The sequence below is a fragment of the Marinococcus sp. LNSP9103-4 genome, assembly GCF_056034345.1.
This window is the reverse complement of record NZ_JBQLIA010000005.1, coordinates 73,546-96,307: the sequence shown is the minus strand read 5'-3', so window position 1 is coordinate 96,307 and position 22,762 is coordinate 73,546. Positions and strand designations below refer to the sequence as shown.

Sequence of the window (22,762 nt, the reverse complement as noted above, 5' to 3'; positions counted from 1 at the left end):
ACCTTTCATTATATACGTTTCCTTTTTCGCGCGAAAGAGTTACTCCTGCGCGTGAAACAAAAAAATAAGCCGCCCGGGGCAGCTTATTCCACAGAAACGATATATTGATACAGCGGCTGTCCGCCCGTGTGCATTTCTATTTCCACATCCGGGTATGCCTGCTCAAGCTCTGCGGCAAGTTCATCCGCCAGCTCTTCGCTCACATCCTCACCGCTGATCAGCGTAATAATTTCGCTCTCGCTGTCGACCATCCGTGCAAGCAGTTCCTGAAAAGCCTGTTTCATTTCCCCATGAACGGTAACAATATCTTTTTCCCAAATGCCCATAAAATCGCCTTCCTGAATCTTTTTTCCTTCGATGCTGGTTTCTCTTACGGCATGGGTGATCTGGCCGGATTTAACGTACCGGGTGGCTTCTTTCATTGCTTCTTCATTTTCCTCAGCCTCTTTTGTTTCGTCAAACGCAAGCATGCCGGCGAGACCCTGCGGAACCGTTTTCGTCGGAATAACCGTTACCTGCTTGTCACTAATGTCTGCTGCCTGCTCCGCAGCCATTACAATGTTGCCGTTATTCGGCAGTATAAACACATGCTCCGCCTGCACCCGGCTTATAGCCTCGAGAAGGTCCTCGGTACTCGGATTCATTGACTGTCCGCCGTGGACAACCTCCTGAACTCCAAGGCTTTCAAAGAGCGAGGCTACTCCGTCACCAGTCGTCACGGTCACAAAGCCGTAGGGTACAAGAGATGCGGAAGTCTCAGGCCTTTCTGACGTTCCTTCCTGCTGCAGGGCACGATTCTGCTCACGCATATTTTCAATTTTTATATGAATCAGCTCTCCGTAGCGCTGAGATTTTTCCAGAATTTTCCCTGGTTCTTCGGCGTGAATATGAACCTTCAGCAGTTCTTCATCACAGACTACTAAAAGAGAATCCCCGTGGGCCGACAGCTCTTCCCGGAATGCTTCTTCCTGAAAGGAAGGATCACTGTCTGCAAAGCGGACCATTACTTCGGTACAGTATCCGTACGTAATAGCTTCGGCTCCGACCTGGGCGGCCGGATCCTTATGGTGCTCGAGCTTCACAAGCTGGTCAAGCGAAGGCACAGATTCTCCTTCTTCTTCCTCCTGCCCGGTTAGCGCGTGCAGCATCCCCTCATATATGTGCACAAGCCCCTGGCCGCCCGAGTCAACTACACCAACCTCCTTCAAGACTGGCAGCTGCTCGGGCGTATAAGCAAGCGCTTCTTTAGCCGCCTTCAAAAACCGCCGCATCCATTCATCCAGCGCAAGCTCACTGGCGTTATGTTCATTTTTCATAGCAAGAGACGCTTCCCTGGCCACTGTGAGAATCGTTCCTTCCACCGGCTTCATCACTGCCCGGTAGGCAGCATCCACTCCCTGTTCAAAAGCTTCTGCAACGTCAGGAGTACGGAGCTCAGACTTTTTTTCCATAGATTTGGCAAAGCCGCGGAACAGCTGCGACAAAATAACGCCGGAGTTTCCACGCGCTCCCATTAACAATCCTTTGGAAAAGTGTTTGGCTGTCTCTCCGGCATGCTGGTTCTCCTTGAGCTGTTCGACGCCGGAACGGATCGTCAAACTCATATTGGTGCCTGTGTCCCCGTCCGGAACTGGAAACACATTCAGTGCGTCTACCTCTTTGCTGTGTTTTTGCAGTGCGGAAGCTCCCTGCTTCAGCATCCTTCCCAGTTCAGGACCGCGTACTAATTGATCCATTTTTCTCTCTCCTTCATCCGTCTCTTCCTATGGTGAGGCCGATTCAATCTGCACGCCCTGAACATAGACATTCACAGCGGACACGTCCAGCCCGAGCATTTTCTGCAGCTGATACTTCACTTTCCGCTGCACGTTGTGCGCCACTTCAGAAATTTTCGTACCATAGCTTACAATAATATACATATCAATATGGATAAGGCCGTCCTCTTCCCGGACGACTACTCCACGGGAATAATTTTCTCTTCGCAGCAGTTCCGATAGGTTGTCCTTGAAATGTTTCCTGGACGCCATACCTACGATTCCGTAGCAGTCCATGGCTGCCGCTCCCACGGCAGTGGCAAGCACTTCGAGTGTAATATCGACTGTTCCGTTTGATGAATATATTTCGAAACTCATGTCTCGTTTCCTTCCTTTCCGGACGCCGGCTGTATCCGGACGCTCCAGCTTCTTTTCAAAGTAACTATGCCATTATCACTATAACCACGTTTGCCTTAAATGAAAAGCATAATTGTATTTTTGGCGGATCAACATTGCGTGTGTACAGGCTCTGTGCTAATATATTTGAGTATGGGTAATTTTGTTTGATATTAATAAGGAGGTGCCGCATATGTCCCGCAAGTGCTATGTAACAGGGAAAGGCCCTAAAGCCGGAAATAACCGTTCTCACGCCAACAATGCAACGAAACGCCGTTGGGGAGCTAACGTGCAAAAAGTCCGCATTCTTGTAAACGGTAAGCCAAAACGCGTATACGTTTCCGCCAGAGCATTAAAATCTGGTAAAGTCACACGCGTATAAAGCAAAAAGCGGCCATAGAGCCGCTTTTTTTACGAGTGTTTTTTAGTTTACATAATAATATTATTTACTGCTTTAATTCTTCGATTGCCTTCGCTTTATCCTCCTGCTTAAACAGGGCCGAGCCCGACACAAGCACATTCGCCCCGGCTTCGAGACAGTCTTTGGCTGTTTCCCGGCTGACCCCGCCGTCCACTTCAATCTCGAGCTCTGGATTAACGACATCCGCCGCTTTTTTCACTGCTCTGATTTTGTCGAGTACGTTCGGAATAAACGCCTGGCCGCCAAATCCCGGGTTTACAGTCATTAAAAGCACAAGATCAACATCCGGCAGAATATGAGTGATCATTTCCACCGGGGTTGCCGGATTTAATACTACGCCCGCCCGGCAGCCGGCTTCTTTAATCTGCTGGACCGTACGGTGTATATGGGGACACGCCTCCACATGCACCGAAATAATGTCAGCTCCCGCTTTGGCAAAATCTTCAATGTAGCGTTCCGGCTTTTCAATCATTAAATGCACATCAAACGGTTTATCGCTGTACGGGCGAATGGCCTCGATGACCGGAAGCCCGAACGTGATATTCGGAACAAAGTGGCCGTCCATGACATCGATATGTATATAATCCGCCCCGGCTTCGTCAATTTCCTTCACCGCCCGGCCCAATTCCGCAAAATCAGCTGACAGGATGGAAGGCGCTATTTTTATCATCATTAATACCTCCTCGGAGTGGATGAAATTTCTTCGTGGAACTGTTTGTAATGCTCGTAGCGGTAAGACGGGATTCGTCCTTCCTCCACATCGAGCCTTATGGCACAGCCCGGCTCCTGCCGGTGGGAGCATCCGCGGAATTTGCAGTCGGGCATTCTTGCCCGCATTTCCGGAAAACAGATATCGAGGTCTTCGGCTGTAATCGAACCAAAATCAAGCGAGCTGAACCCGGGCGTATCTGCCACCCATCCGCCGTTAACCCGCAGGAACTCTACGTGCCTTGTCGTATGCTTCCCGCGCCCGAGAGCCCCGGAAATGTTCGCTGTCTCGAGATCAAGATCAGGCGCCACCGCGTTCAGGAGCGACGATTTCCCCACTCCCGACTGCCCGGATAAAAGAGAATACTTCTCCGGAAAATAAGCAGCGGCCTCTTCGATGCCTTCGCCTGTTTTCGTCGAGTAAAATTGGAACGGATAGCCGATATGCTCATAATCCTTCTGTGCGGCCCGCAGTGTCTCTTTTTTTGCTTCATCTGCTTTGTCCCATTTACTTACTAAAATCACCGGTCTAATTTCTTCGTTTTCCACATGCACAAGAAAACGGTCGAGCAGCCAGGTGGAAAAATCAGGCTCGACAGCGGAAAATATGAGCAGTGCCTGGTCAATGTTTGCGACCGGCGGGCGCACCAGTTCATTGCTTCGTTCTTTAATTTCTAGTACGTATCCGTCTGTATGATTTTCTGCTTCAAACCGCACAAAGTCACCTACAAGCGGTTTGATTTTCTGTTTGCGGAACAGTCCCCGGCCCCGGCACTGAAAATATCCTTCTTCACTGTCCACATAGTAGAACCCGCTGACTGCTTTTACAATTCGACCTGTTGCCATACCTTCGCCCCTTCTTGTAATATTGGGCTCTCTCCTGCCCAGTCCGCATCCCACACAGCTGTCTGCGCTGCGGGAAAGACGTGCGGAATTAATTCCGTTGAGCCACTCACAACAAACATTTCTGGAAGCAGCCAGTAAAAAAATGCCGCTCCTGAAAATACGAGTATACAGGCCACAACATACGGCCATTTTTTAGTTTTCTCCGGCTGCCGGTCGGCCTTTGTTTCCAGGGCGGAATCCTGCTGCTCATCTTCCTGAACAGCCGGCGCTGCTACCATCGTGTCTTCTTCGGCCACCTGGGGGTCCGACCATTCCCGCTCCCGGGCATTGGTGTGGCCCTCCTGGATGAAATAAGGGCGTTCGTTTCTTCTCTCCTCCGACAGCGCGGAACGGATGTCCTCATACATTTCTTCGGCGCTCGCGTAACGGTCATCCGGACTTTTGGCCGCAGCTTTTAGGATAACGTTCGACAGACTCTGCGGCAGACCCTGCCGCAGCTGCATCGGGTCCGGAAGCGGCTCCTGAATATGCTTTAAAGCAATACTTACAGCGGATTCTGCATCGTAGGGAATCACCCCGGTCACCATTTCAAACAAAACGATACCGGCAGCATAAATATCTGAGCGTGCACTTACCACTCCGCCTCTCGCCTGCTCCGGCGAAATATAATGGACGGAGCCCATCATCGTATTGGTTTGTGTGATCGTGGAAGCAGACGCAGCACGGGCAATGCCGAAATCAGCTACTTTTACTTCCCCGCGGTCGTTGGAAAGAAGATTGTGGGGCTTGATGTCCCGGTGGATGATGCCGTGACTGTGCGCCTGCATCAGCGCCTCAAGCAGCTGCCTGGTCATATGTACCGCCTGTGCAAGCGGCAGCGGTCCATGCAGGCGGATCATTTCCTTCACCGTCTGGCCCTCCACGTATTCCATAACGATATAATGCAGCTCCCGCTCTTCGCCAACGTCATAAATATTGACCGTGTTTCTATGGCCCAAAATAGTGGCTGCCCGGGACTCGCGGCGGAACCGCTGCAAAAATTCCTCGTCGCCGTTAAACTGCGGCTGAAGAATTTTAATTGCCACCAGCCGTTCCAGAATCATATCCTCTCCGAGATACACGTACGCCATACCGCCGCTTCCAAGGAGGCGTTTAATATGATAACGGTCACTGATACGGCGTCCGATCAGTTGGTCCATACCTCTTCCTCCCGCATTACCACCGCAATCGTAATATTATCTTCGCCTCCGCGGTCGTTGGCTGCCTGCACCATCGCTTCCACACCTTCGCGAAGGTGCTTGTGAGAAGCAAGCATCCCGGCCATATCTTCAGCGCCAAGCTTATTCGTCAGCCCGTCGGTACAAAGAAGCACGCCGTCCCCTTCGCCCCATTCATACGTATAGATGTCAGGGGAAAGGCCGCGGTCCGTGCCGAGTGCTTTCGTTAATATATTTTTCTGCGGATGCGACTCCGCTTCGAGTGCTGAAATCTGTCCTTTATTATACAGCTCCTGCACAAGGGAATGGTCTTCACTCTGCTGCTGAACCGTACGGTCCGTCCAGATATAGCTGCGGCTGTCACCGATATTTCCGGTAACGGTAAACGACGGGTGGCAGATGGCTGCGACAAGGGTCGTTCCCATTCCCGCATGCTCCGGATAATGATGGGCGTGGCGGATGATGGCTTCATTTGCTTTCATCATGTTGTCAGTCAGCCACTCCGACGCCTCTTCAATTGAATTGACAGACGGATTTTCCTCCCACGCGTCCTTTAACGTCTGATAAGCCATGGCGCTTGCCACGTCTCCGGCCGAATGTCCGCCCATTCCATCGGCAACGACGGCTAAAATAATGCCGGAAGCATGCGTGACGATGCCTCCGGTATCTTCATTATGAGGACGGATTTTGCCCCGGTCTGTTAAAAACATATGGTTCACTGGGAATTAGCCTCCGTTTCTTCTTTCCGCTGGTTGGCACGCAGCTGTCCGCAGGCTGCATCGATATCGTGTCCCTGCTCACGCCGGATCGTTACGTTCACCCCGCGGTCTTTTAATGCTTTTTCAAACGCAAAAATGTCGTTTCTTGTGGTACGCACGTAGTTTCTTTCCGGCACATCGTTCACAGGAATCAGATTGACGTGGCATTTCAAATCACCGATCAGGTCGGCGAGCTCTTCCGCGTCCTCTTTCTGGTCATTTACCTGGCCGAACAGGCCGTATTCAAATGTGACTCTTCGGTTCGTTTTCTTCTGGTAGTAGCGGATGGAATCCATCAGCTCCGAAACATCCCAAGCGCGGTTAATCGGCATCAGCCGGCTGCGGGTCTCTGTGTTTGCTGCGTGGAGAGATACTGCGAAATTGATCTGCATGTTTTCGTTGGCAAAGTCATAAATGCGCGGAACAACCCCGCTTGTAGAAACGGTAATGTGGCGTGCACCAATATTTAAACCATCGTTGTGATTGACTACGCGCAGAAAGTTCATCAGACCGTCGTAGTTATCGAACGGCTCACCGATTCCCATAACAACGATAGAGCTTACACGTTCATCTCTTTCGTCAAGCAGACGCTGGGACTCAAGCACCTGGGCGGTAATTTCGCCACCTTCAAGGTTTCTTTTCAGGCCGCCAAGTGTGGAAGCACAGAAGGTACAGCCGAGCCGGCAGCCTACCTGGGTGGTTACACAAACGCTGTAGCCATAGTCGTGCTTCATCAGTACGGTTTCGATCGTATAGCCGTCCTGCAGTTCAAACAAAATCTTAATGGTGCCGTCCTGGGACTGCTGATGGATGACCTCTTTCAACGTCGTCAGTGTAAACGTGCTTTCGAGCTTTTCGCGAAGCGTTTTCGGGATGTTGGTCATTTCCTCAAATGAGGTCACGCGCTTTTGATACATCCATTCAAACAGCTGCTTCGCACGGAATGCCGGCTCCCCGTTTTCTTTTAACCATTGTTCAAGTTCCTCGTATTTCAAGCTGTACATGGAGGGGCTGTCCGTTTGCGGGGCAGGCGCCTCCTTTTTTAAAATCTGCATGCTTATGCTCCTTCCGTTTCTTCCTTATTATTTTTTACCGCCGCAGCAATGAAAAATCCATCTGTGCCGTATCCATGGGGAAGAATCGTGCACCATCCGTATTCGCTGGAAAAATGCTCTATTTCTGAAAGTTTTAGTTTGTCGGTCAGTTCATGGTCTGGCGATAGTTCTGGATGTCGGTGCAAAAACGCTTCCCACACCTGTTCGTTCTCCTCTGGACGAATTGTACATGTGCTGTACACAATCCTTCCATTAAATCGTAACATACTTACAGCTTCATTCAATATTTCGTGCTGTATCTCCGGCAGGCGTTCAAAATCCTCTGCTTTTTTGGCCCATTTCTGCTCGGGCTTTTTCCGAATAACGCCAAGTCCGCTGCACGGAGCATCGACGAGCACCCGGTCAAATGTACGCGCCGAAAAAGTTGTTGTCAATTGACGTGCATCCCCGGCGGCGGTTTCAATATTTTCAAGCCCAAGTCTTGCTGCCTGTTCTTCAATTTGGGTAAGCTTTTTTGCACTCAGGTCATGGGCTGCCACGCTTCCGCCCGGGCCGGTCCGTTCGGCAGCATCCGTTGATTTTCCGCCCGGGGCCGCGCAGGCATCGAGAACGTTCATGTTTTCTTCAACCATCAGTGCTTCGCCGGCTTTCATGGAGCTTTCATCCTGCACCGTTATATAGCCGTTCTGATACGCTTCGGTGACGAGAACATTTCCTTTTTCTACAATTAATGCTTTCTCTGCAATAATACCCCGGGTTGTCTGCATTCCTTCCTGTTCGAGCATTTCCTGCACGTCTCCGAGTTCAGCTTCAGAGGAGACCCGCACGTTTGTTTTTGGCGTGACGTTATTTGCTTCGGCAATACGGAGGGCTGTGTTTTCCCCGTAGGCCGCCTGCCATTCCCGAAGCATCCATGCCGGATGGCTGTAGTCGACCGCCAGACGTTCCTCTGTGTTTTTGATAGCGGTAGTGTCGGGAAATCCTTTGCGCTGCAAGGAGCGGAGCACCCCGTTTACAAAACCGCTCACCCCTTTATTGCCTCGCTGCTTCGCAATTTTTACCGCCTCATCCACCACGGCGTGGTCCGGCACCCGGTCAAGGTAACGCATCTGGTACACACTCATTCGCAGCAGCACGCGCACCCAGGCGTCAAGCTTCGTTAGCGGCTTGTTCACAAAAACCCCAAGCACGTAGTCGAGGGTGTTCTGGCGGCGGAGAGTGCCGTAAACAATTTCGGTCAGAAGACCGGCATCCTCTCTCGACCATGCTTTTCCGGCGAGCTCGTGATGAAGCAGCAGGTGGCTGAAGGCCTGGCCGGTCTCCACCCGCTCGAGCAGGGAAGCAGCTGTATACCGGAGGGAATAGGAAGGCTCCGTTTTATTCATTAAAACTCTCTCCTTTGGACCAGCCGTGGCTTCCCCGCAAAAACTCGGCCGTTTTCATTCTTTTTTTACCAGCCGGCTGAATCTCCAGCAGCCGAACCATTGTGCCGTCACCGGCTGCCACATCAATGTAGTCATCTGTTATCGCAGTAATAGTGCCCGCTTCAGCACTGGCGGAAGCATCCACCCATTCGGCACGCCAAAGCTTAATCGACTTTCCGTCTTTCTCTGCATAGGCCACCGGCCATGGATTCATTCCGCGGATCTGGTTATAGATCGAACGGCCGCTCTGCTTCCAGTCGACCTTTTCCTGGCCGCGCTGGATGTTGGATGCAAACGTTACTTTCTCTTCATTCTGCGGAGTCCGTTCCGCCGTGCCGTCGATTACTGACGGCAGCGTTTCGATCAAAAGATCTGCTCCGACGGCGCTCAGTTTGTCATGCACATCTCCGACCGTATCCTCCCATTCAATGGGTACTTCCTGCTGACGGATGATGTCGCCGGCGTCCAGTTTTGCCACCATGTCCATGATCGTGACGCCTGTTTTTTCCCGGCCATCGATGACCGCCTGGTGAATCGGGGCGCCGCCGCGGTATTCCGGAAGCAGGGAAGCGTGCACATTCACCGCTGCAATGGAAGGGGCTTCGAGAAGCTTTCTCGGCAGAATCTGTCCGAACGCCGCTGTAATAATTAAATCCGGCTTCTCTGCCAGCACTTCGTTTAAGGAGGCTTCGTTTTTCAGCTTTTCCGGCTGCAGTACAGGAAGCTTCCACGCTTCGGCTTCAACTTTGACCGGCGGCGGGGTCAGCTCTTTTTTTCTTCCCTTCGGGCGGTCAGGCTGAGTGACCACCGCCGTTACCGGATAGCCCTCTTCAAGCAGACGCCGCAGGACCGGGACCGAAAAGTCCGGCGTCCCCATAAATAAAATGTTCATATTTAACCCTCTTTTCACAATACACAGCCCCGTGCGTCGGTCACTATCGAAGCAGCGGGGCTGGTGTTTACCTTATAGAAACAACTGCGGATACATATCAATCGTAATAAACAGCTTATCCTGAGCTGTCTCTTTTTGATAATGTACAGCAATATCATTCAGGATTTTCGTTAATTCAGGCTCATCCCTGTATTTTATCATGCATTGGTACCGATATCTATCCTTGATCCTTGCAATCGGAGAAACAGTTGGTCCGAGAATTTTCGCCTGCGGTGATAATTCCTCCCGCAGCCGGCTCGTCACTTTTTCAGCGGTTTTCAGCGCTACGCCGATCTCTTCATGAGAAACGTTGACCATCGTTAAATAATAATACGGCGGGTACCCACCGCGCTTGCGCTGGCCCATTTCATGCCGGCTGAACGATGGATAATCATGATTTTTAGCGAACTGGATACTGTAATGATCGGGGCTGTAGGATTGAATCACTACTTCGCCCTGCAGCTTGTCCCGGCCGGCCCGGCCGCTCACCTGAGTAAGCAGCTGAAAGGTCCGCTCCGGCGCCCGGAAATCAGGCAGATGCAGCATCGTGTCCGCTGCCAGTACACCGACCAGCGTAATCATAGGGAAGTCCAGGCCTTTGGCAATCATCTGGGTGCCGAGCAGAATGTCCGCCTCTCCGTTTCCAAACCGGCGAAGCATCTGTTCGTGGGAGCCTTTTTTCGTCGTGGTGTCCATATCCATCCGGATAATCCTGGCCTCCGGCAGCACCTTCGTCAGCTCTTCTTCCACCTTCTGGGTGCCTGTGCCAAAGTAGCGGATCTGTTCGCTTTCGCAGGACGGGCACGTTGCAGGCATCGCTTCTTCATAGCCACAATAGTGGCACTTCAGCTGATGCTTTGTCTGATGGTATGTGAGCGTGATTTCACAGTGCGGGCATTCAGCAGTATAACCGCATGAACGGCACATGACAAACGAAGAGTAGCCTCGCCGGTTTAGAAACAAAATACTCTGCTCCCCTTTTTCCAGTCGGTCCTTCAGCTTTTCAAGCAGCGTTTCGGAAAATACGGAGCGGTTGCCTTTATGAAGCTCGTCCCTCATATCCACCACATCGATGGCGGGCAGCTGTTTCTGGTTGATTCTCTCCGGCATTTCAAGCAGCTGATAAACCTCCCGGCCGGCACGGGCATATGATTCCAGCGACGGCGTGGCGCTCCCTAATACGACCGGAGCCCCGTGATACCTGCCTCTCCAGATCGCTACCTCCCGGGCGTGATAACGGGGGTGGTCCTCCTGCTTGTAGCTGCCTTCGTGCTCTTCATCAATGATAATCAGGCCGACATTTTTGAAGGGGGCAAAAACCGCCGACCGTGCTCCGACCGCTACTTTTGCGTCTCCGGCATGCACCCTGCGCCATTCGTCGTACCGTTCGCCTCTTGAGAGAGCGCTGTGCATTACCGCCACCTGGTCCCCGAACCGCCCTTTAAAGCGTTCCACCATTTGCGGGGTAAGTGAAATTTCCGGTACGAGCACAATCGCTTCCCGTCCCTGCTTCAGCACACGGTCAATGGCCTGCAGATACACTTCTGTCTTTCCGCTTCCGGTGACCCCGTGCAGCAAAAACGTATGATGCTCATGCCGCGACGTTTTTTCTGTAATCGGATCAAGTGCCCGCTGCTGGTCCGGGGTGAGCTCCTGCGGAGGAGTGGCTTCAAATGATCGGTCTTCAAATGGATCCCGGTACGACTCCTGGTCCCGCTCCATAAGAATGTTTTTCTCCACGAGGCCCTGAATAACCGCCCGGCTCGCCGTCTGCTCATGCAGCAGCTGGGCCGCAGGGACAGCCACTTCTTCGTCTCCGATCGAAAGAAACCAGTCGTACAGCTCCAGCTGTTTTTTCGCTTTCGCCGTAAGAGAAGCTGCATGCGTCCGGTGCTCCGGATGAAGCCGCAGCATCCGCTTCGTCTGTTTTTTCGTCTGGTCCTTCACCTGATAATCGATCCGGATCTGTTCACGATGGACAGCTTCCTGCACGTGCTGCATCACTGCTTTATCGTCCGGGAGGTCCTTCCAGTCGATTGTCGTCTGCTTCTGAAACACTGCCTGCAGTACCGGCGGCAGTGTCTCCGGGGGCACGAGCAGCTCAATCTTCTTTTTTGGTTTTGCCCGAATGGCTGCCGGAATCATCGACTGATAGGCCGTAATTAAAAAACAGACCGTTTCCACAGCCAAATACTCTCCGAGCTCAAGCAGCTCCTGCGTAAGCACCGGATGAGGATCGAGCACATCTGTAATCGGCTTAACCCGGGCAAGCTCTGTATTGTCTTCGATCCGCCAGATAAATCCCTGAATCTTCCGGGCACCAAACGGCACCGTCACTCTCGATCCGGGGCGCGCGAGCATTTCGAGTGAAGCCGGAATCTGATAATCAAAAGCCCGGTTCGTCTGGCCGGTCGCTATATCCACAATTACCTTGGCGTACATATTTACGCGTCTCCTATTCGTTTCTGCAGCCAGGACATAATTTCTGCCGCTGCCTCGTGCTTCGACTGGGTGGGAAAAGAAACAGCTCCGTTTTTATCCACGAAGGTAATAGTATTTTCATCGGCCCGAAAGCCCGAACCCGCTTTCCCGATTTCATTGGCTACAATTAAATCGGCATTCTTACGCTGCCGCTTGCTTTCTGCATATTCCTCGAGGCGTTCCGATTCTGCAGCGAAGCCGATCAAAAGCTGATGCTTCTTTTTCTCTCCGAGCTCCTGGAGAATATCCGGTGTTTTCACCATCGGCACTTCAAGACCGTCGTCCTTTTTCTTCTGCTTTTTTTCATGCACGGTCTCCGGCCGGTAATCGGACACAGCAGCTGCTTTAATTACCACATCCGACGTATCGTAGTGGGTGAGCACGGCTTCGCGCATATCATCCACGCTTCCGACGTCGATTCTTGTCTGGACGCCGCCAGGCGTGGAGAGCGTCACCGGTCCTGCAACCAGCGTCACTTCTGCTCCCCGCCGGGCTGCTTCCTCAGCGATCGCAAACCCCATTTTTCCGCTGGACGGATTGGTAACGACCCGGAAGGGATCGATATGCTCATGCGTCGGACCAGCAGTCACAAGCACTCGTTTGCCGGTAAGCGGAGTGCCGACATCTTCGGCATCCTGGACAAACTGCATAATGTCCTCGGGCTCAGCCATCCGGCCTTTGCCAATCCAGCCGCAGGCAAGATAACCCTCTCCAGGTTCAATGAACCGGTAGCCGTCCTGCTTTAACGTTTCCTTATTGCGCTGAAAGCTCGGATGATTATACATGTTTACGTTCATCGCCGGTGCAACGTATACGTTGGCCAGTGTCGCCATCATTGTGGTGGTGAGCATATCATCTGCGAGTCCGTTCGCAAGCTTTCCGAGTGTGTTGGCCGACGCAGGCGCTACGATAAATACGTCTGCCCAGTCCGCCACATCAATATGGGAAACGACTGAAGGGTCGGCTTCTGCAAACGTGTCGTCGTACACTCTTGATCGTGTCAGTGCCTGAAATGTGAGCGGGGTAATAAACTCTTTGGCTTCCGGCGTCATAATAATGCGCAGCTCCGCCCCCGCCTGGTACAGCTTACTTGCAAGCGCCGCGGCTTTAAAGGCAGCTATTCCTCCTGTGACACCGAGTACAATTTTTTTGCCTTTCACAGCTTTGTCCTCCTTTAACAGGCGCTTCCAGGCTAAAAAAAGCAACCTACGTAATCCCATAGGTTGCTTCTTCTTATCTGGTGCCCGTTCCTTTTCGGTTATTCTTCGTAGTCGTGTTCTTCGTAGTCACCCTGGCGGTAGCCGAGCACGCCTGCCTGGATTTCTTCGAGAGCGATGCCTACTGCCTTCACAGATTTTGCATTATCGATCATTGGGAGCGCCCCGTCGATTTCTTCGAGGTCTCTCGCGCGCCGTGCTGAGACGGATACTAGCGTATATTTGGAATTGATATGACCGAGCAGCTGGTCAATGGACGGATACAGCATTCCTTCGTCGTTTCTGTTTGAAGCCATTATTCCACCTCCGCTAATTCTTTATATTTTTCAATCAGGCGTTCCTGCTTGCAGTGTTCTGCAGTGACAATAGAGCGGATGCGGGAGACCGCTTTTTCAATTTCATCGTTTTCCACTACATAGTCATACATCTGCATCATGTCAATTTCATTTTTGGCCACAGTCATCCGTTTGTCAATCAACTCGGATGTTTCCGTCCCACGTCCGACGATCCTGCTGCGGAGCTCGGCAAGACTTGGGGGCATTAAGAAAATAAACGTGCCTTCCGGGTAACGCTCCTTCACCTTTTCTGCGCCCTGCACTTCAATCTCGAGAATAATGTCTTTGCCGCGTTCAATGGTTTCCTGAACGTAATCAAGCGGGGTCCCGTAGTAGTTGTCTACATACTGCGCCCACTCAAGCAGCCGGCCTTCCTCGATCATTTTTTCAAACTCTTCCTTCGAATGAAAGAAATAATTTACTCCGTGCTCCTCCCCGGGACGCGGGGCCCGGGTAGTAGCGGATACGGAATACTCAATATTCGTATCCTCTTCGCGCAGCGCTCCGCATACCGTACCTTTTCCTACACCGGCCGGGCCGGAAAGAACAATCAATAATCCCTTATCATCTTTCATAGGTTGACACGCCTCATTTCACAATCTTATTCGTCCGATGAATCATCATCTTTTGTATGCAGCCGCTGGGCGACTGTCTCCGGCTGAACCGCAGAAAGCACAACATGGTCGCTGTCTGCAATAATAACCGCTCTCGTCCTTCGGCCATAGGTGGCATCAATCAGCATGTTACGGTCCCTGGCTTCCTGAATAATCCGTTTGATTGGTGCTGATTCCGGGCTGACGATAGAAATAATCCGATTTGCCGACACAATATTTCCAAATCCGATGTTGATTAGCTTAATGCTCAAAACTACCCCTCCTGGTCGGACCATCCCTCTAGCTGCTGCCTGAAAAAATGGTTCATATATGTTTTCTTCTGCGGTTCCTGACGAGTTGTTCTCCTGCTTCAGTATAGCACGATTATTTCAAGCGTCACAAACGATGCTTCGCGGCGAGGCCCGAACATTATGTACTTCTATATTGTAAACAATATCTCTTCAGCCCACAACCAATGTTTATTCAGCAGACAAGACGGCGCGCTTTTCATTATGCTATAATCCACCGTACAGAACGCAAGCAGCAGAAGAATTTCTCCTGCTTGTACGAGTAAAGGATGATCGAACGTGAGCTTTGACGGAATCATGACCCAGGCCGTTGTCCAGGAGGTCCAGCAGACACTCCAAAACGGCCGGATCACAAAAATACACCAGCCCTACAAAACCGACCTGGTCATTTCAGTGCGGGCGAACCGCAAAAACCACCAGCTGCTGCTGTCGGTGAACCCTTCCCTGTCAAGAATGCATCTGACAGACGAAAAGTACCAGAATCCCAAGGAGCCTTCCATGTTCTGCATGCTGCTGCGCAAGCACCTGGAAGGCGGTTTCGTGCGGGAAGTGTCACAGCAGGGACTTGAGCGGATCGTTTCGCTACGCATTGAAAACAAAGATGAAATCGGTGATCTTACGGAACGGACCCTGGTTATGGAAATTATGGGTAAGCACAGTAATGTCGTGCTTCTTAATGAGGACCGTACGCATATTCTGGACAGCATGAAGCATATTTCCCCGGCCCAAAACACCGTCCGCACGATTCTTCCCGGTCAGGAATATGTTGGACCACCGTCCCAGCATAAGGCGAACCCCCTCGAAGCTGAAGCCGGTGACGTGCTGAGAGCACTCGACGCCAACCAGGGCAAGCTCGACCGCCAGCTGATGCAGGCATTTGAAGGAATTTCTCCCCAGAGCGCCAAAGAGGCCGCGCATCGTGCTGGTCTCGGTTCGCTCCAGAAGCTGGCCGATACGTTTACTTCGCTCATGAACGACGTTAATAACGGGAATTTTCAGCCGCAGATTGTGACCACCGAAGCCAATAAAGAATATTACAGCGCCATTGACCTTACTCATGTGGATGGTTCGAAGGAAAGTTTTGACTCGGTGAGCGCCATGCTCGACCGCTACCATAACGGCAAAGCCGAACGTGACCGGGTGCATCAGCAGGCCCATGATCTCGAACGTTTTCTGCAGAACGAGCGCGAAAAAAACGAGCGCAAGCTGAAAAAACTGCGCCAGACGATTACGCAGGCCGAAAACCGGCTCGTCTATCAAAAATACGGGGAGCTGTTAACCGCCCATATGCACCAGATCCGCGGCGGTGAAAACGAAATCGAAGTAACGGATTACTACGATCCGGAAGGCGGCACGCTTACCATTGAGCTTGAGCCTGAACTCTCGCCGTCAGATAATGCCCAGCGGTATTTTAAACGCTACAACAAAGCTAAAACCTCACTATCCGAGGCGAAAAAACAGATTAAGCTGACCCGTCGCGAGATTGATTACCTCGACCGGCTAATTCAGCAGGTGGAAACGGCTGCCCCATCCGACATTGACGACATACGTGAAGAATTGTCGGACGGCGGCTATCTGAAAAAGCGTGTTCAAAAGAAAAAGCAGAAAAAAAGCACGAAACCGCAGGTTGAGCAGTACGTTTCCTCGGCCGGCACACTTCTGCTTGTCGGAAAAAACAACCGCCAGAACGAATACGTCACCAACCGGGTGGCAAACGCCGGAGACACCTGGCTGCACACGAAAGATATCCCCGGATCCCATGTGGTGATCCGCTCCACAGACGTAGACGAGGAAACGTTAAAGGAAGCGGCTGTCCTTGCCGCCTATTTCTCCAAAGCGCGCTCCTCGTCCTCGGTGCCGGTCGACCACACCCTGATCCGTCACGTACGAAAACCAAACGGCGCCAAGCCCGGGTTTGTGACCTACGATCAGCAGTCCACCCTGTTTGTCACTCCGGAGGAAAGCCTTGTCCTTGAAATGAAAAACCGGGCCAAAGCCCAGACCGCTGCAAAATAAAAAAGCTCCCTCCGACACAGCCCAGCTGTCCGGAGGGAGCTTTTTAATTCGTATTTACGCCCAGGATGCCGGGGCCTGTTTCCATTCCTGCAGACGTTCGATATCGTTTTCCTGCACGTAGCCTTCCTCAGCTGCAATCTGAATCAGGGCAGAGTAATTAGTCAGTGTTTTCACCGGCAGCCGCGCTTCTTTAAGCTGCCTTCCGGCTTCCTCCAGCTCATACGTGAAAATCGCAGCCGCTCCGAGTACGTCGGCTCCTGCGTCCAGAAGAGCCTGCTGGACCGTGATCATGCTTTGACCTGTGGAGATTAAATCCTCAACAATTACGACTTTATCCTCCGGAGTGACCCGGCCTTCAATCTGATTGCCTTTACCATGGGATTTGGAGGAACCGCGCACGTAGCACATCGGCAGGCCGAGCCTGTCTGCTGCAAGCGCCGCATGAGCTATCCCGGCCGTGGCAGTGCCGGCAACGATCGTAGCATCAGGGTAATTGCTCCGGATAAGCTCCGCCAATCCTTCTGCCACCCGGGTCCGTACGTCCGGATAAGAAAGAGTCAGCCGGTTGTCGCAGTAAATCGGGGAGCGTATACCGGAAGACCAGGTAAACGGTTCATCCGGGCGCAGTGTCACTGCTTCAATGGTCAGCAGATCCCTGCTGAGAAGTTCTTCATTCTGCATTGGGCATTCTCCATTCCTGTTCCATTTGTTCGTAAGCCGAAGCCGGATCAGCAGCTTTTGTAATGCTGCGTCCGACGACGATCGCGTCACTGCCAAAATCTGCGGCGGCCTGTGGTGTCACTACCCGGGCCTGGTCCCCCGCCTCCTCACCTGCCCCGCGAATTCCCGGGGTCACGGTAATAAAAGAGCGGCTGCGGGTGCTTTTAATGAGCGGCACCTCCCCGGCAGCGCAGACAACGCCGTCCTGCCCCGACCGTTCGGCAAGATCCGCGTAAGCCGCCACTGCTTGATTCATCGAAAGTGGTATGCCAAGCTCCTCCTTCAGCATCGTTTCAGAGGTGCTCGTCAGCTGAGTGACCGCTATGCAGGCAGGTCTCTTCTGCCCGGACCGGGTGCCCTGCTCCAGGCCTTCTACAGCACCCGCCATCATCCGGCTTCCGCCAGCAGCATGAACCGTGACAAGATCCACCTGCAGCCGGGCAAGCTGAGCGGCTGCCCGCTGGACCGTATTGGGTATATCATGCAGCTTCAAGTCAAGAAATACCCGGTGTCCTTTTGCTTTCCATTCCTCCACAAGCGCTGGGCCTTCTTTATAAAATAATTCCATGCCGACTTTTAAAAACAGTGATTTCTGTCCGAATGAAGCGAGCAGGGCATCCGCCTCCGGTTTATCCGGCACGTCCATGGCAATGATCAGGGGACGGCCCTTCATGCTTTCACCCCGCCCCGCTTCCAGCCGGCCCAGTCCGCAGCCGTCTCAGAGCCGGCCCAGTCTGTCAGCTCCTGAATGATTTCCGGGCAGGCAAACGGGTTGCTGATGTTTGCTGTTCCGACAGCGACCGCATCAGCTCCAGCCATCATAAACTCCAGCACGTCCTCCATGCCCATAATGCCGCCCATGCCGATAATAGGCAGTTCTGTTACCTGCCGCACCTGATATACCATCCGGATGGCTACCGGCTTAATGGCCGGACCCGAAAGGCCCCCGATTTCATTAGCGAGCAGCGGCTTGCGCGTCACCGGATCAATTTTCATCCCCGATAATGTGTTAATCAGCGACAAACCGTCCGCGCCGGCATGTTCCACCGCTTTGGCAATTTCGGTAATATCCGTCACGTTGGGCGACAGCTTGACATAAACCGGCACATCAGACACGTGCTTCACCCTTTTCGTCAGCTCTGCCGCAAGCTTCGGGTCGGTGCCAAACGTAATGCCGCCTTCTTTCACATTCGGACAGGAAATATTGAGCTCCAGCGCTGCCACCATACCGGATTCCGACAGTCCGGCCGCCACCGCTTCGTAGTCCTCCATTTTTGTTCCCGCAACATTTGCAAGCACCGGTGTATCCAACTGCTGGAGCCACGGCAGTTCGTGTTCCGTTACTCCTTTAAGCCCCGGGTTCTGCAGACCGATAGCGTTCAGCATGCCTGCTTCTGTTTCTGCCACCCGCGGTGTTTCATTACCGAACCGCGCTTCTTCGGTGGTCGCTTTAATCGCAATGGCTCCGAGGTCATTGAGATCATACAGCTGGGAAAATTCTTTTCCAAAGCCAAAGCATCCGCTTGCCGGCATAACCGGGTTTTTCATTTCAAGCCCGGGCAGGCTTACATGCAGTTTCATGACAGCACCACCTCTCCCCACGGGAAGACCGGGCCGTCGCTGCAAACCTTCCGGTAGCTTGTCCCGTCAGGGTCGTCTGTAGTGTGACACACACAGGCAAAACAGGCGCCGATGCCGCAGCCCATACGTTCCTCAAGGGAAAGCTTCCCTTTTGCGGCCGCATAGGAGCTGTCGAGCGCACGAAGCATTGGCAGCGGTCCACAGGCGTAAATAGCATCGTAGGAAAGCCCCTGGCGGTCAATCACATCTGTGACAAAGCCGGCCTCCCCTATACTTCCGTCAATGGTACTCACAAAGCAGTCCCCGAGCGCGCCGAACCTATCCCGGAAGAACGCACTGGATTCATCGGCAAAGCCGAGCACGGTCTGCACCCGGACGCCCTGGCCAGTCAGCTGTTTAGCTAGACCGAGCAGCGGCGGAACGCCGACGCCGCCCCCGACAATCAGCGCCTTTTCTCCTTCGCCCACGTCACTCGTATCAAAACCGTTGCCGAGCGGCCCGAGCACATCCACTTCGTCGCCTTCACGCCAGGCCGCCATCCGGCTTGTACCTTCCCCTTCGGCCCGGAAAACAAGCGCCATCCGCCGCTGGTCAGGCCAGTATTCACTAATACTGACCGGACGGCGCAGAAGCGGAGCGACATGCGGGGACGTTTTCACATGCACAAATTGTCCCGGTGCCTGGATACGCCCCGGCATATCACCTTCGAGCACAACTTCAAAAATCGACGCTGCGATTTCGTCGATGGAAACGACGCTCATCCATTCTTTTTGAATCACGCCATCACCTCGTTTGTACGATCTTCTTTCATCGCAGGCATGGCTTCTGTGGAAAAGGTAATCATCTCAAGCACCTTCAACAAGGCTCCGGCCGTGTCGAGGGATGTGAGACATACTACTTCATTTTCCACCGCTTCCCGCCGGATCCGGAAGCCGTCCGCCGCCGCTTTTTTCTGTTTTTCCATCGTGTTAATGACAAACTGGGCTTTGCCTTCCCGGATAAAGTCCAGAATGTTTGGCGATTCTTCTTCCACCTTTGCGACCGAGGAAGCCGGAATGCCTTCCTTGTTCAGCCACGCAGCGGTTCCCTGGGTCGCTGTAATCGTATAGCCGATCGCATGAAACCTCCTGGCAAGCGCAAGCGCCTCCTTTTTCCATTCATCGGCAATAGTAAACAGCACGGTGCCGTGATTTGGAATTTTCATCCCGGAAGCGATCAGACCTTTATACAATGCTTTCTCGAGCGTCTGATCCCGGCCCATCACTTCACCTGTCGATTTCATTTCCGGGCCGAGAGATATTTCCACCTGGCGGAGCTTGGCGAAGGAAAAGACCGGCACCTTGACCGAAACGCCTTCCGCTTCCGGAAGCAGACCGCTTTCGTACCCAAGGGCAGCAAGGCTTTCACCGACCATGACCCGGGTGGCAAGCTTTGCAATCGGACATCCGGTAATTTTACTTAAAAACGGCAGGGTGCGGCTTGCCCGCGGATTCACTTCAAGCACATACACTTCATCTTCGTGTATAACGAACTGAATGTTCAGCAGTCCTTTGATGTTCAGACCTTTTCCGATAGCGATTGTCCGCTCGGCAAGTGTTTGCTTCGTCTGCTCTGAGAGCGTCTGCGATGGATAGACCGCAATCGAATCGCCCGAATGCACGCCGGCGCGTTCAATGTGCTCCATGATCCCCGGAATAAGCACCGTCTCTCCGTCTGAAATCGCGTCGACCTCCACTTCTTTTCCGACCATATAACGATCGATCAGCACCGGGTGCTTGCGGTTGACGCGTACGGCCCGCTCCATGTAATTAAGCAGTTCTTTTTCACTGCCGACGATCTCCATCGCCCGTCCGCCAAGGACATACGACGGGCGGACCAGAACCGGATAGCCGATATCAGCAGCCACCACCCGTGCCTCTTCGGTGCTGACCGCTGTACGGCCGAGCGGCTGAGGAATTTTCAACGACTGCAGCGCCGCTTCAAATTTATCCCGGTCCTCTGCCCGGTCCATGTCCTCAAGTGTAGTGCCAAGAATCTTCACGCCGTGCTCAGCGAGACCATCCGCCAGGTTAATGGCGGTCTGACCGCCGAATTGAACGATGACGCCCTCCGGCTGTTCTACATCGACTACGTGCATTACATCTTCCACTGTAAGCGGCTCAAAGTACAGCTTGTCTGACACGCTGAAGTCTGTCGACACCGTTTCCGGATTGTTGTTGATAATAATCGCCTCGTATCCCGCTTCCTGCAGCGCCCAGACGGTATGCACCGTCGCGTAGTCAAATTCAACTCCCTGCCCGATCCGTATCGGGCCGGAACCGAGGACGACGACAGACGGACGCCCGGTTTTGCTGCTTTCGTTTTCTTCTTCATAGGAGGAATAGTAATACGGCGTTTCGGACTCAAATTCCGCCGCACACGTGTCGACCATTTTATACACCGGCGTAATACCCAGCTCGAGGCGCTGGCTGCGCACCTGTTTCTCTGTCGTATTCCAGTAGGCCGCAAGTGTTTCGTCAGCCATGCCGGTTGTCTTTGCCATCCGCAGTATTTCTTCATCATTTGGATAGGAGCGTGCCATTTCTGCAACCTTGACAATACCCGCGAATTTTTCAAGGAAAAACAAATCAATTTTTGTCCATGTGTGCAGCTGTTCGAGCGAGTACCCGCGCTTCAGCGCTTCCCCGATGTAAAACAGCCGCTCATCGTCCGCGCGAATAAGTTTATCTATCAGTTTTTCCTCGGATGCCTCTGCGTAATCCGGATGCGTCAGAAAAGCACGTCCGAGTTCCAGTGACCGGATGCCTTTCAAAATGGACTCCTCAAATGAGCGTCCGATGGCCATCACTTCTCCGGTCGCTTTCATCTGCGTACCGAGCCGGCGGTTCGCTGCTTCAAATTTGTCAAACGGCCAGCGCGGGATTTTTGTTACCACATAGTCAAGGGCCGGCTCAAAGCTTGCGTACGTCGTCCCTGTAATCGGATTCTTTAACTCATCGAGCTTATAGCCCGCCGCAATCTTTGCTGCCAGCTTGGCAATCGGATAGCCGGTCGCTTTGGACGCAAGTGCCGACGAACGGCTCACCCGCGGATTCACCTCGATGATGTAATATTCAAAGCTGTCCGGAGACAACGCAAACTGCACGTTGCAGCCGCCTTCAATTTCAAGCGCCCGGATGATTTTCAAAGACGAGTCGCGGAGCATATGGTACTCCCGGTCGGCAAGTGTCTGACTCGGGGCGGTTACGATCGAATCCCCGGTATGAACACCGACTGCGTCAATATTTTCCATGTTACAGACAACAATTGCCTGCCCGGAGCTGTCGCGCATTACTTCGTATTCAAGCTCTTTAAATCCGGCAATGCTTTTTTCAAGCAGGCACTGGGTTACCGGGCTGTATTTGAGCCCGGAGCCGACGATTTCCACCAGCTCATCATGATTGTCCACCAGGCCGCCGCCGGTGCCGCCCAGCGTATAAGCCGGCCGTACGATAACCGGATAACCGATTTCCTCCACAAAGGCTTCTGCTTCCTGCAGGTTGTGTACGATGGTGCTTTCCGGAACCGGCTCATTCAGCTCATACATCAGGTTCCGGAAGGACTCCCGGTCCTCTGCCTGCTCAATGGCAGACAGCTCGGTGCCAAGAAGGGAAATATCATACCGCTCGAGCAGCCCGTGGCGGTGCAGCTCCATCGCCATATTCAGGCCGGTCTGACCGCCAAGGGTCGGCAGAATGGCGTCGGGCCGTTCTTTACGGATTACCCGGTCGACAAACTCGAGGGTGAGCGGCTCCATGTAGACCTGATCGGCAATGTTGGTATCCGTCATGATGGTTGCCGGGTTGGAATTAATTAGAATGACCTCGTATCCTTCTTCCTTTAACGCCTGGCACGCCTGGGTGCCGGCATAGTCAAACTCCGCCGCCTGGCCGATTACTATAGGGCCGGAGCCAATCACTAATATTTTTTGAATATCTGTACGTTTTGGCATGGTGACTCCC

At 52.9% G+C, this 22,762-nt stretch carries 20 protein-coding genes and 1 pseudogene; 2 read left to right on the top strand and 19 right to left on the bottom strand.

The annotated features are described in order from the left end of the window. Positions 1 to 83 precede the first annotated feature (83 nt). Entirely contained in the window at positions 84 to 1,736 is a 1,653-nt protein-coding gene (locus ACTRXG_RS05350) for a DAK2 domain-containing protein (RefSeq protein ID WP_474284256.1), read from the bottom strand. Between the two features lie 27 nt (positions 1,737 to 1,763). Beyond that, positions 1,764 to 2,132: an Asp23/Gls24 family envelope stress response protein gene (locus ACTRXG_RS05345; RefSeq protein WP_322524635.1), complete on the bottom strand. Its 369-nt coding sequence runs from the start codon at positions 2,130 to 2,132 to the stop codon at positions 1,764 to 1,766. 211 nt (positions 2,133 to 2,343) lie between these two features. Between ACTRXG_RS05345 and rpmB the strand changes: the two genes are divergently transcribed. After that, positions 2,344 to 2,532 (top strand): 50S ribosomal protein L28, encoded by a 189-nt coding sequence (rpmB, locus tag ACTRXG_RS05340; RefSeq protein WP_022792731.1) that lies wholly within the window; start codon positions 2,344 to 2,346, stop codon positions 2,530 to 2,532. 64 nt (positions 2,533 to 2,596) lie between these two features. Here rpmB and rpe read toward each other — a convergent pair whose 3' ends face one another. The 12 genes from rpe to remA form a co-directional block, all read right to left on the bottom strand. Continuing rightward, positions 2,597 to 3,241 carry a ribulose-phosphate 3-epimerase gene (rpe, locus tag ACTRXG_RS05335; RefSeq protein ID WP_474284302.1) on the bottom strand — a complete coding sequence of 215 codons (645 nt, stop codon included), beginning with the start codon at positions 3,239 to 3,241 and terminating at the stop codon, positions 2,597 to 2,599. A 2-nt stretch (positions 3,242 to 3,243) separates the two neighbouring features. Then, positions 3,244 to 4,125, bottom strand: a complete 882-nt coding sequence (rsgA, locus tag ACTRXG_RS05330) for a ribosome small subunit-dependent GTPase A (RefSeq protein WP_474284255.1) — start codon at positions 4,123 to 4,125, stop codon at positions 3,244 to 3,246. Further along, positions 4,104 to 5,324, bottom strand: coding sequence for a Stk1 family PASTA domain-containing Ser/Thr kinase (pknB, locus tag ACTRXG_RS05325; RefSeq protein ID WP_474284254.1), 1,221 nt, complete (start codon positions 5,322 to 5,324; stop codon positions 4,104 to 4,106). Before pknB ends, rsgA begins: the two co-directional genes overlap by 22 nt. Continuing rightward, a complete protein-coding gene (locus ACTRXG_RS05320) occupies positions 5,312 to 6,052 on the bottom strand; it encodes a Stp1/IreP family PP2C-type Ser/Thr phosphatase (protein WP_474260827.1) in 741 nt (246 codons plus the stop codon). The genes pknB and ACTRXG_RS05320 overlap by 13 nt, the downstream gene beginning before the upstream one ends. Positions 6,053 to 6,057: 5 nt before the next feature. After that, positions 6,058 to 7,155: a dual-specificity RNA methyltransferase RlmN gene (gene rlmN / locus ACTRXG_RS05315; protein ID WP_474284253.1), complete on the bottom strand. Its 1,098-nt coding sequence runs from the start codon at positions 7,153 to 7,155 to the stop codon at positions 6,058 to 6,060. A gap of 2 nt (positions 7,156 to 7,157) precedes the next feature. Continuing rightward, a complete protein-coding gene (gene rsmB, locus ACTRXG_RS05310) occupies positions 7,158 to 8,540 on the bottom strand; it encodes a 16S rRNA (cytosine(967)-C(5))-methyltransferase RsmB (protein ID WP_474284252.1) in 1,383 nt (460 codons plus the stop codon). Beyond that, entirely contained in the window at positions 8,533 to 9,471 is a 939-nt protein-coding gene (fmt, locus tag ACTRXG_RS05305) for a methionyl-tRNA formyltransferase (RefSeq protein ID WP_474284251.1), read from the bottom strand. The genes rsmB and fmt overlap by 8 nt, the downstream gene beginning before the upstream one ends. 72 nt (positions 9,472 to 9,543) lie before the next feature. Continuing rightward, entirely contained in the window at positions 9,544 to 11,952 is a 2,409-nt protein-coding gene (gene priA / locus ACTRXG_RS05300) for a primosomal protein N' (protein ID WP_474277276.1), read from the bottom strand. A gap of 2 nt (positions 11,953 to 11,954) precedes the next feature. Next, on the bottom strand, positions 11,955 to 13,211 hold the full coding sequence (gene coaBC, locus ACTRXG_RS05295) for a bifunctional phosphopantothenoylcysteine decarboxylase/phosphopantothenate--cysteine ligase CoaBC (RefSeq protein WP_474284250.1): 1,257 nt from the start codon (positions 13,209 to 13,211) through the stop codon (positions 11,955 to 11,957). 38 nt (positions 13,212 to 13,249) lie between these two features. Next, positions 13,250 to 13,504 carry a DNA-directed RNA polymerase subunit omega gene (rpoZ, locus tag ACTRXG_RS05290; protein ID WP_474260418.1) on the bottom strand — a complete coding sequence of 85 codons (255 nt, stop codon included), beginning with the start codon at positions 13,502 to 13,504 and terminating at the stop codon, positions 13,250 to 13,252. Then, positions 13,504 to 14,118, bottom strand: a complete 615-nt coding sequence (gene gmk / locus ACTRXG_RS05285) for a guanylate kinase (RefSeq protein WP_474260416.1) — start codon at positions 14,116 to 14,118, stop codon at positions 13,504 to 13,506. The genes rpoZ and gmk overlap by 1 nt, the downstream gene beginning before the upstream one ends. A gap of 26 nt (positions 14,119 to 14,144) precedes the next feature. Next, a complete protein-coding gene (gene remA / locus ACTRXG_RS05280) occupies positions 14,145 to 14,408 on the bottom strand; it encodes an extracellular matrix/biofilm regulator RemA (protein WP_022792719.1) in 264 nt (87 codons plus the stop codon). 315 nt (positions 14,409 to 14,723) lie between these two features. On the opposite strand from remA, the gene ACTRXG_RS05275 reads away from it, so the two are divergent. Next, the gene (locus ACTRXG_RS05275; RefSeq protein ID WP_474284249.1) at positions 14,724 to 16,460 is read left to right on the top strand and encodes an Rqc2 family fibronectin-binding protein; all 1,737 of its coding nucleotides are present in this window, start codon (positions 14,724 to 14,726) and stop codon (positions 16,458 to 16,460) included. 54 nt (positions 16,461 to 16,514) lie between these two features. Here ACTRXG_RS05275 and pyrE read toward each other — a convergent pair whose 3' ends face one another. The 5 genes and pseudogenes from pyrE to carB form a co-directional block, all read right to left on the bottom strand. Continuing rightward, positions 16,515 to 17,141, bottom strand: a complete 627-nt coding sequence (pyrE, locus tag ACTRXG_RS05270; protein ID WP_474277267.1) for an orotate phosphoribosyltransferase — start codon at positions 17,139 to 17,141, stop codon at positions 16,515 to 16,517. Beyond that, entirely contained in the window at positions 17,131 to 17,853 is a 723-nt protein-coding gene (pyrF, locus tag ACTRXG_RS05265) for an orotidine-5'-phosphate decarboxylase (protein ID WP_474284248.1), read from the bottom strand. Before pyrF ends, pyrE begins: the two co-directional genes overlap by 11 nt. 56 nt (positions 17,854 to 17,909) lie before the next feature. Next, positions 17,910 to 18,761: pseudogene (locus ACTRXG_RS05260) on the bottom strand (dihydroorotate dehydrogenase); the annotation flags it as partial. Beyond that, the gene (locus ACTRXG_RS05255; RefSeq protein WP_474277262.1) at positions 18,758 to 19,540 is read right to left on the bottom strand and encodes a dihydroorotate dehydrogenase electron transfer subunit; all 783 of its coding nucleotides are present in this window, start codon (positions 19,538 to 19,540) and stop codon (positions 18,758 to 18,760) included. The pseudogene ACTRXG_RS05260 and the gene ACTRXG_RS05255, both read right to left, overlap by 4 nt. Then, on the bottom strand, positions 19,537 to 22,752 hold the full coding sequence (gene carB, locus ACTRXG_RS05250; protein ID WP_474284247.1) for a carbamoyl-phosphate synthase large subunit: 3,216 nt from the start codon (positions 22,750 to 22,752) through the stop codon (positions 19,537 to 19,539). Before carB ends, ACTRXG_RS05255 begins: the two co-directional genes overlap by 4 nt. Between the last annotated feature and the right edge of the window lie 10 nt (positions 22,753 to 22,762).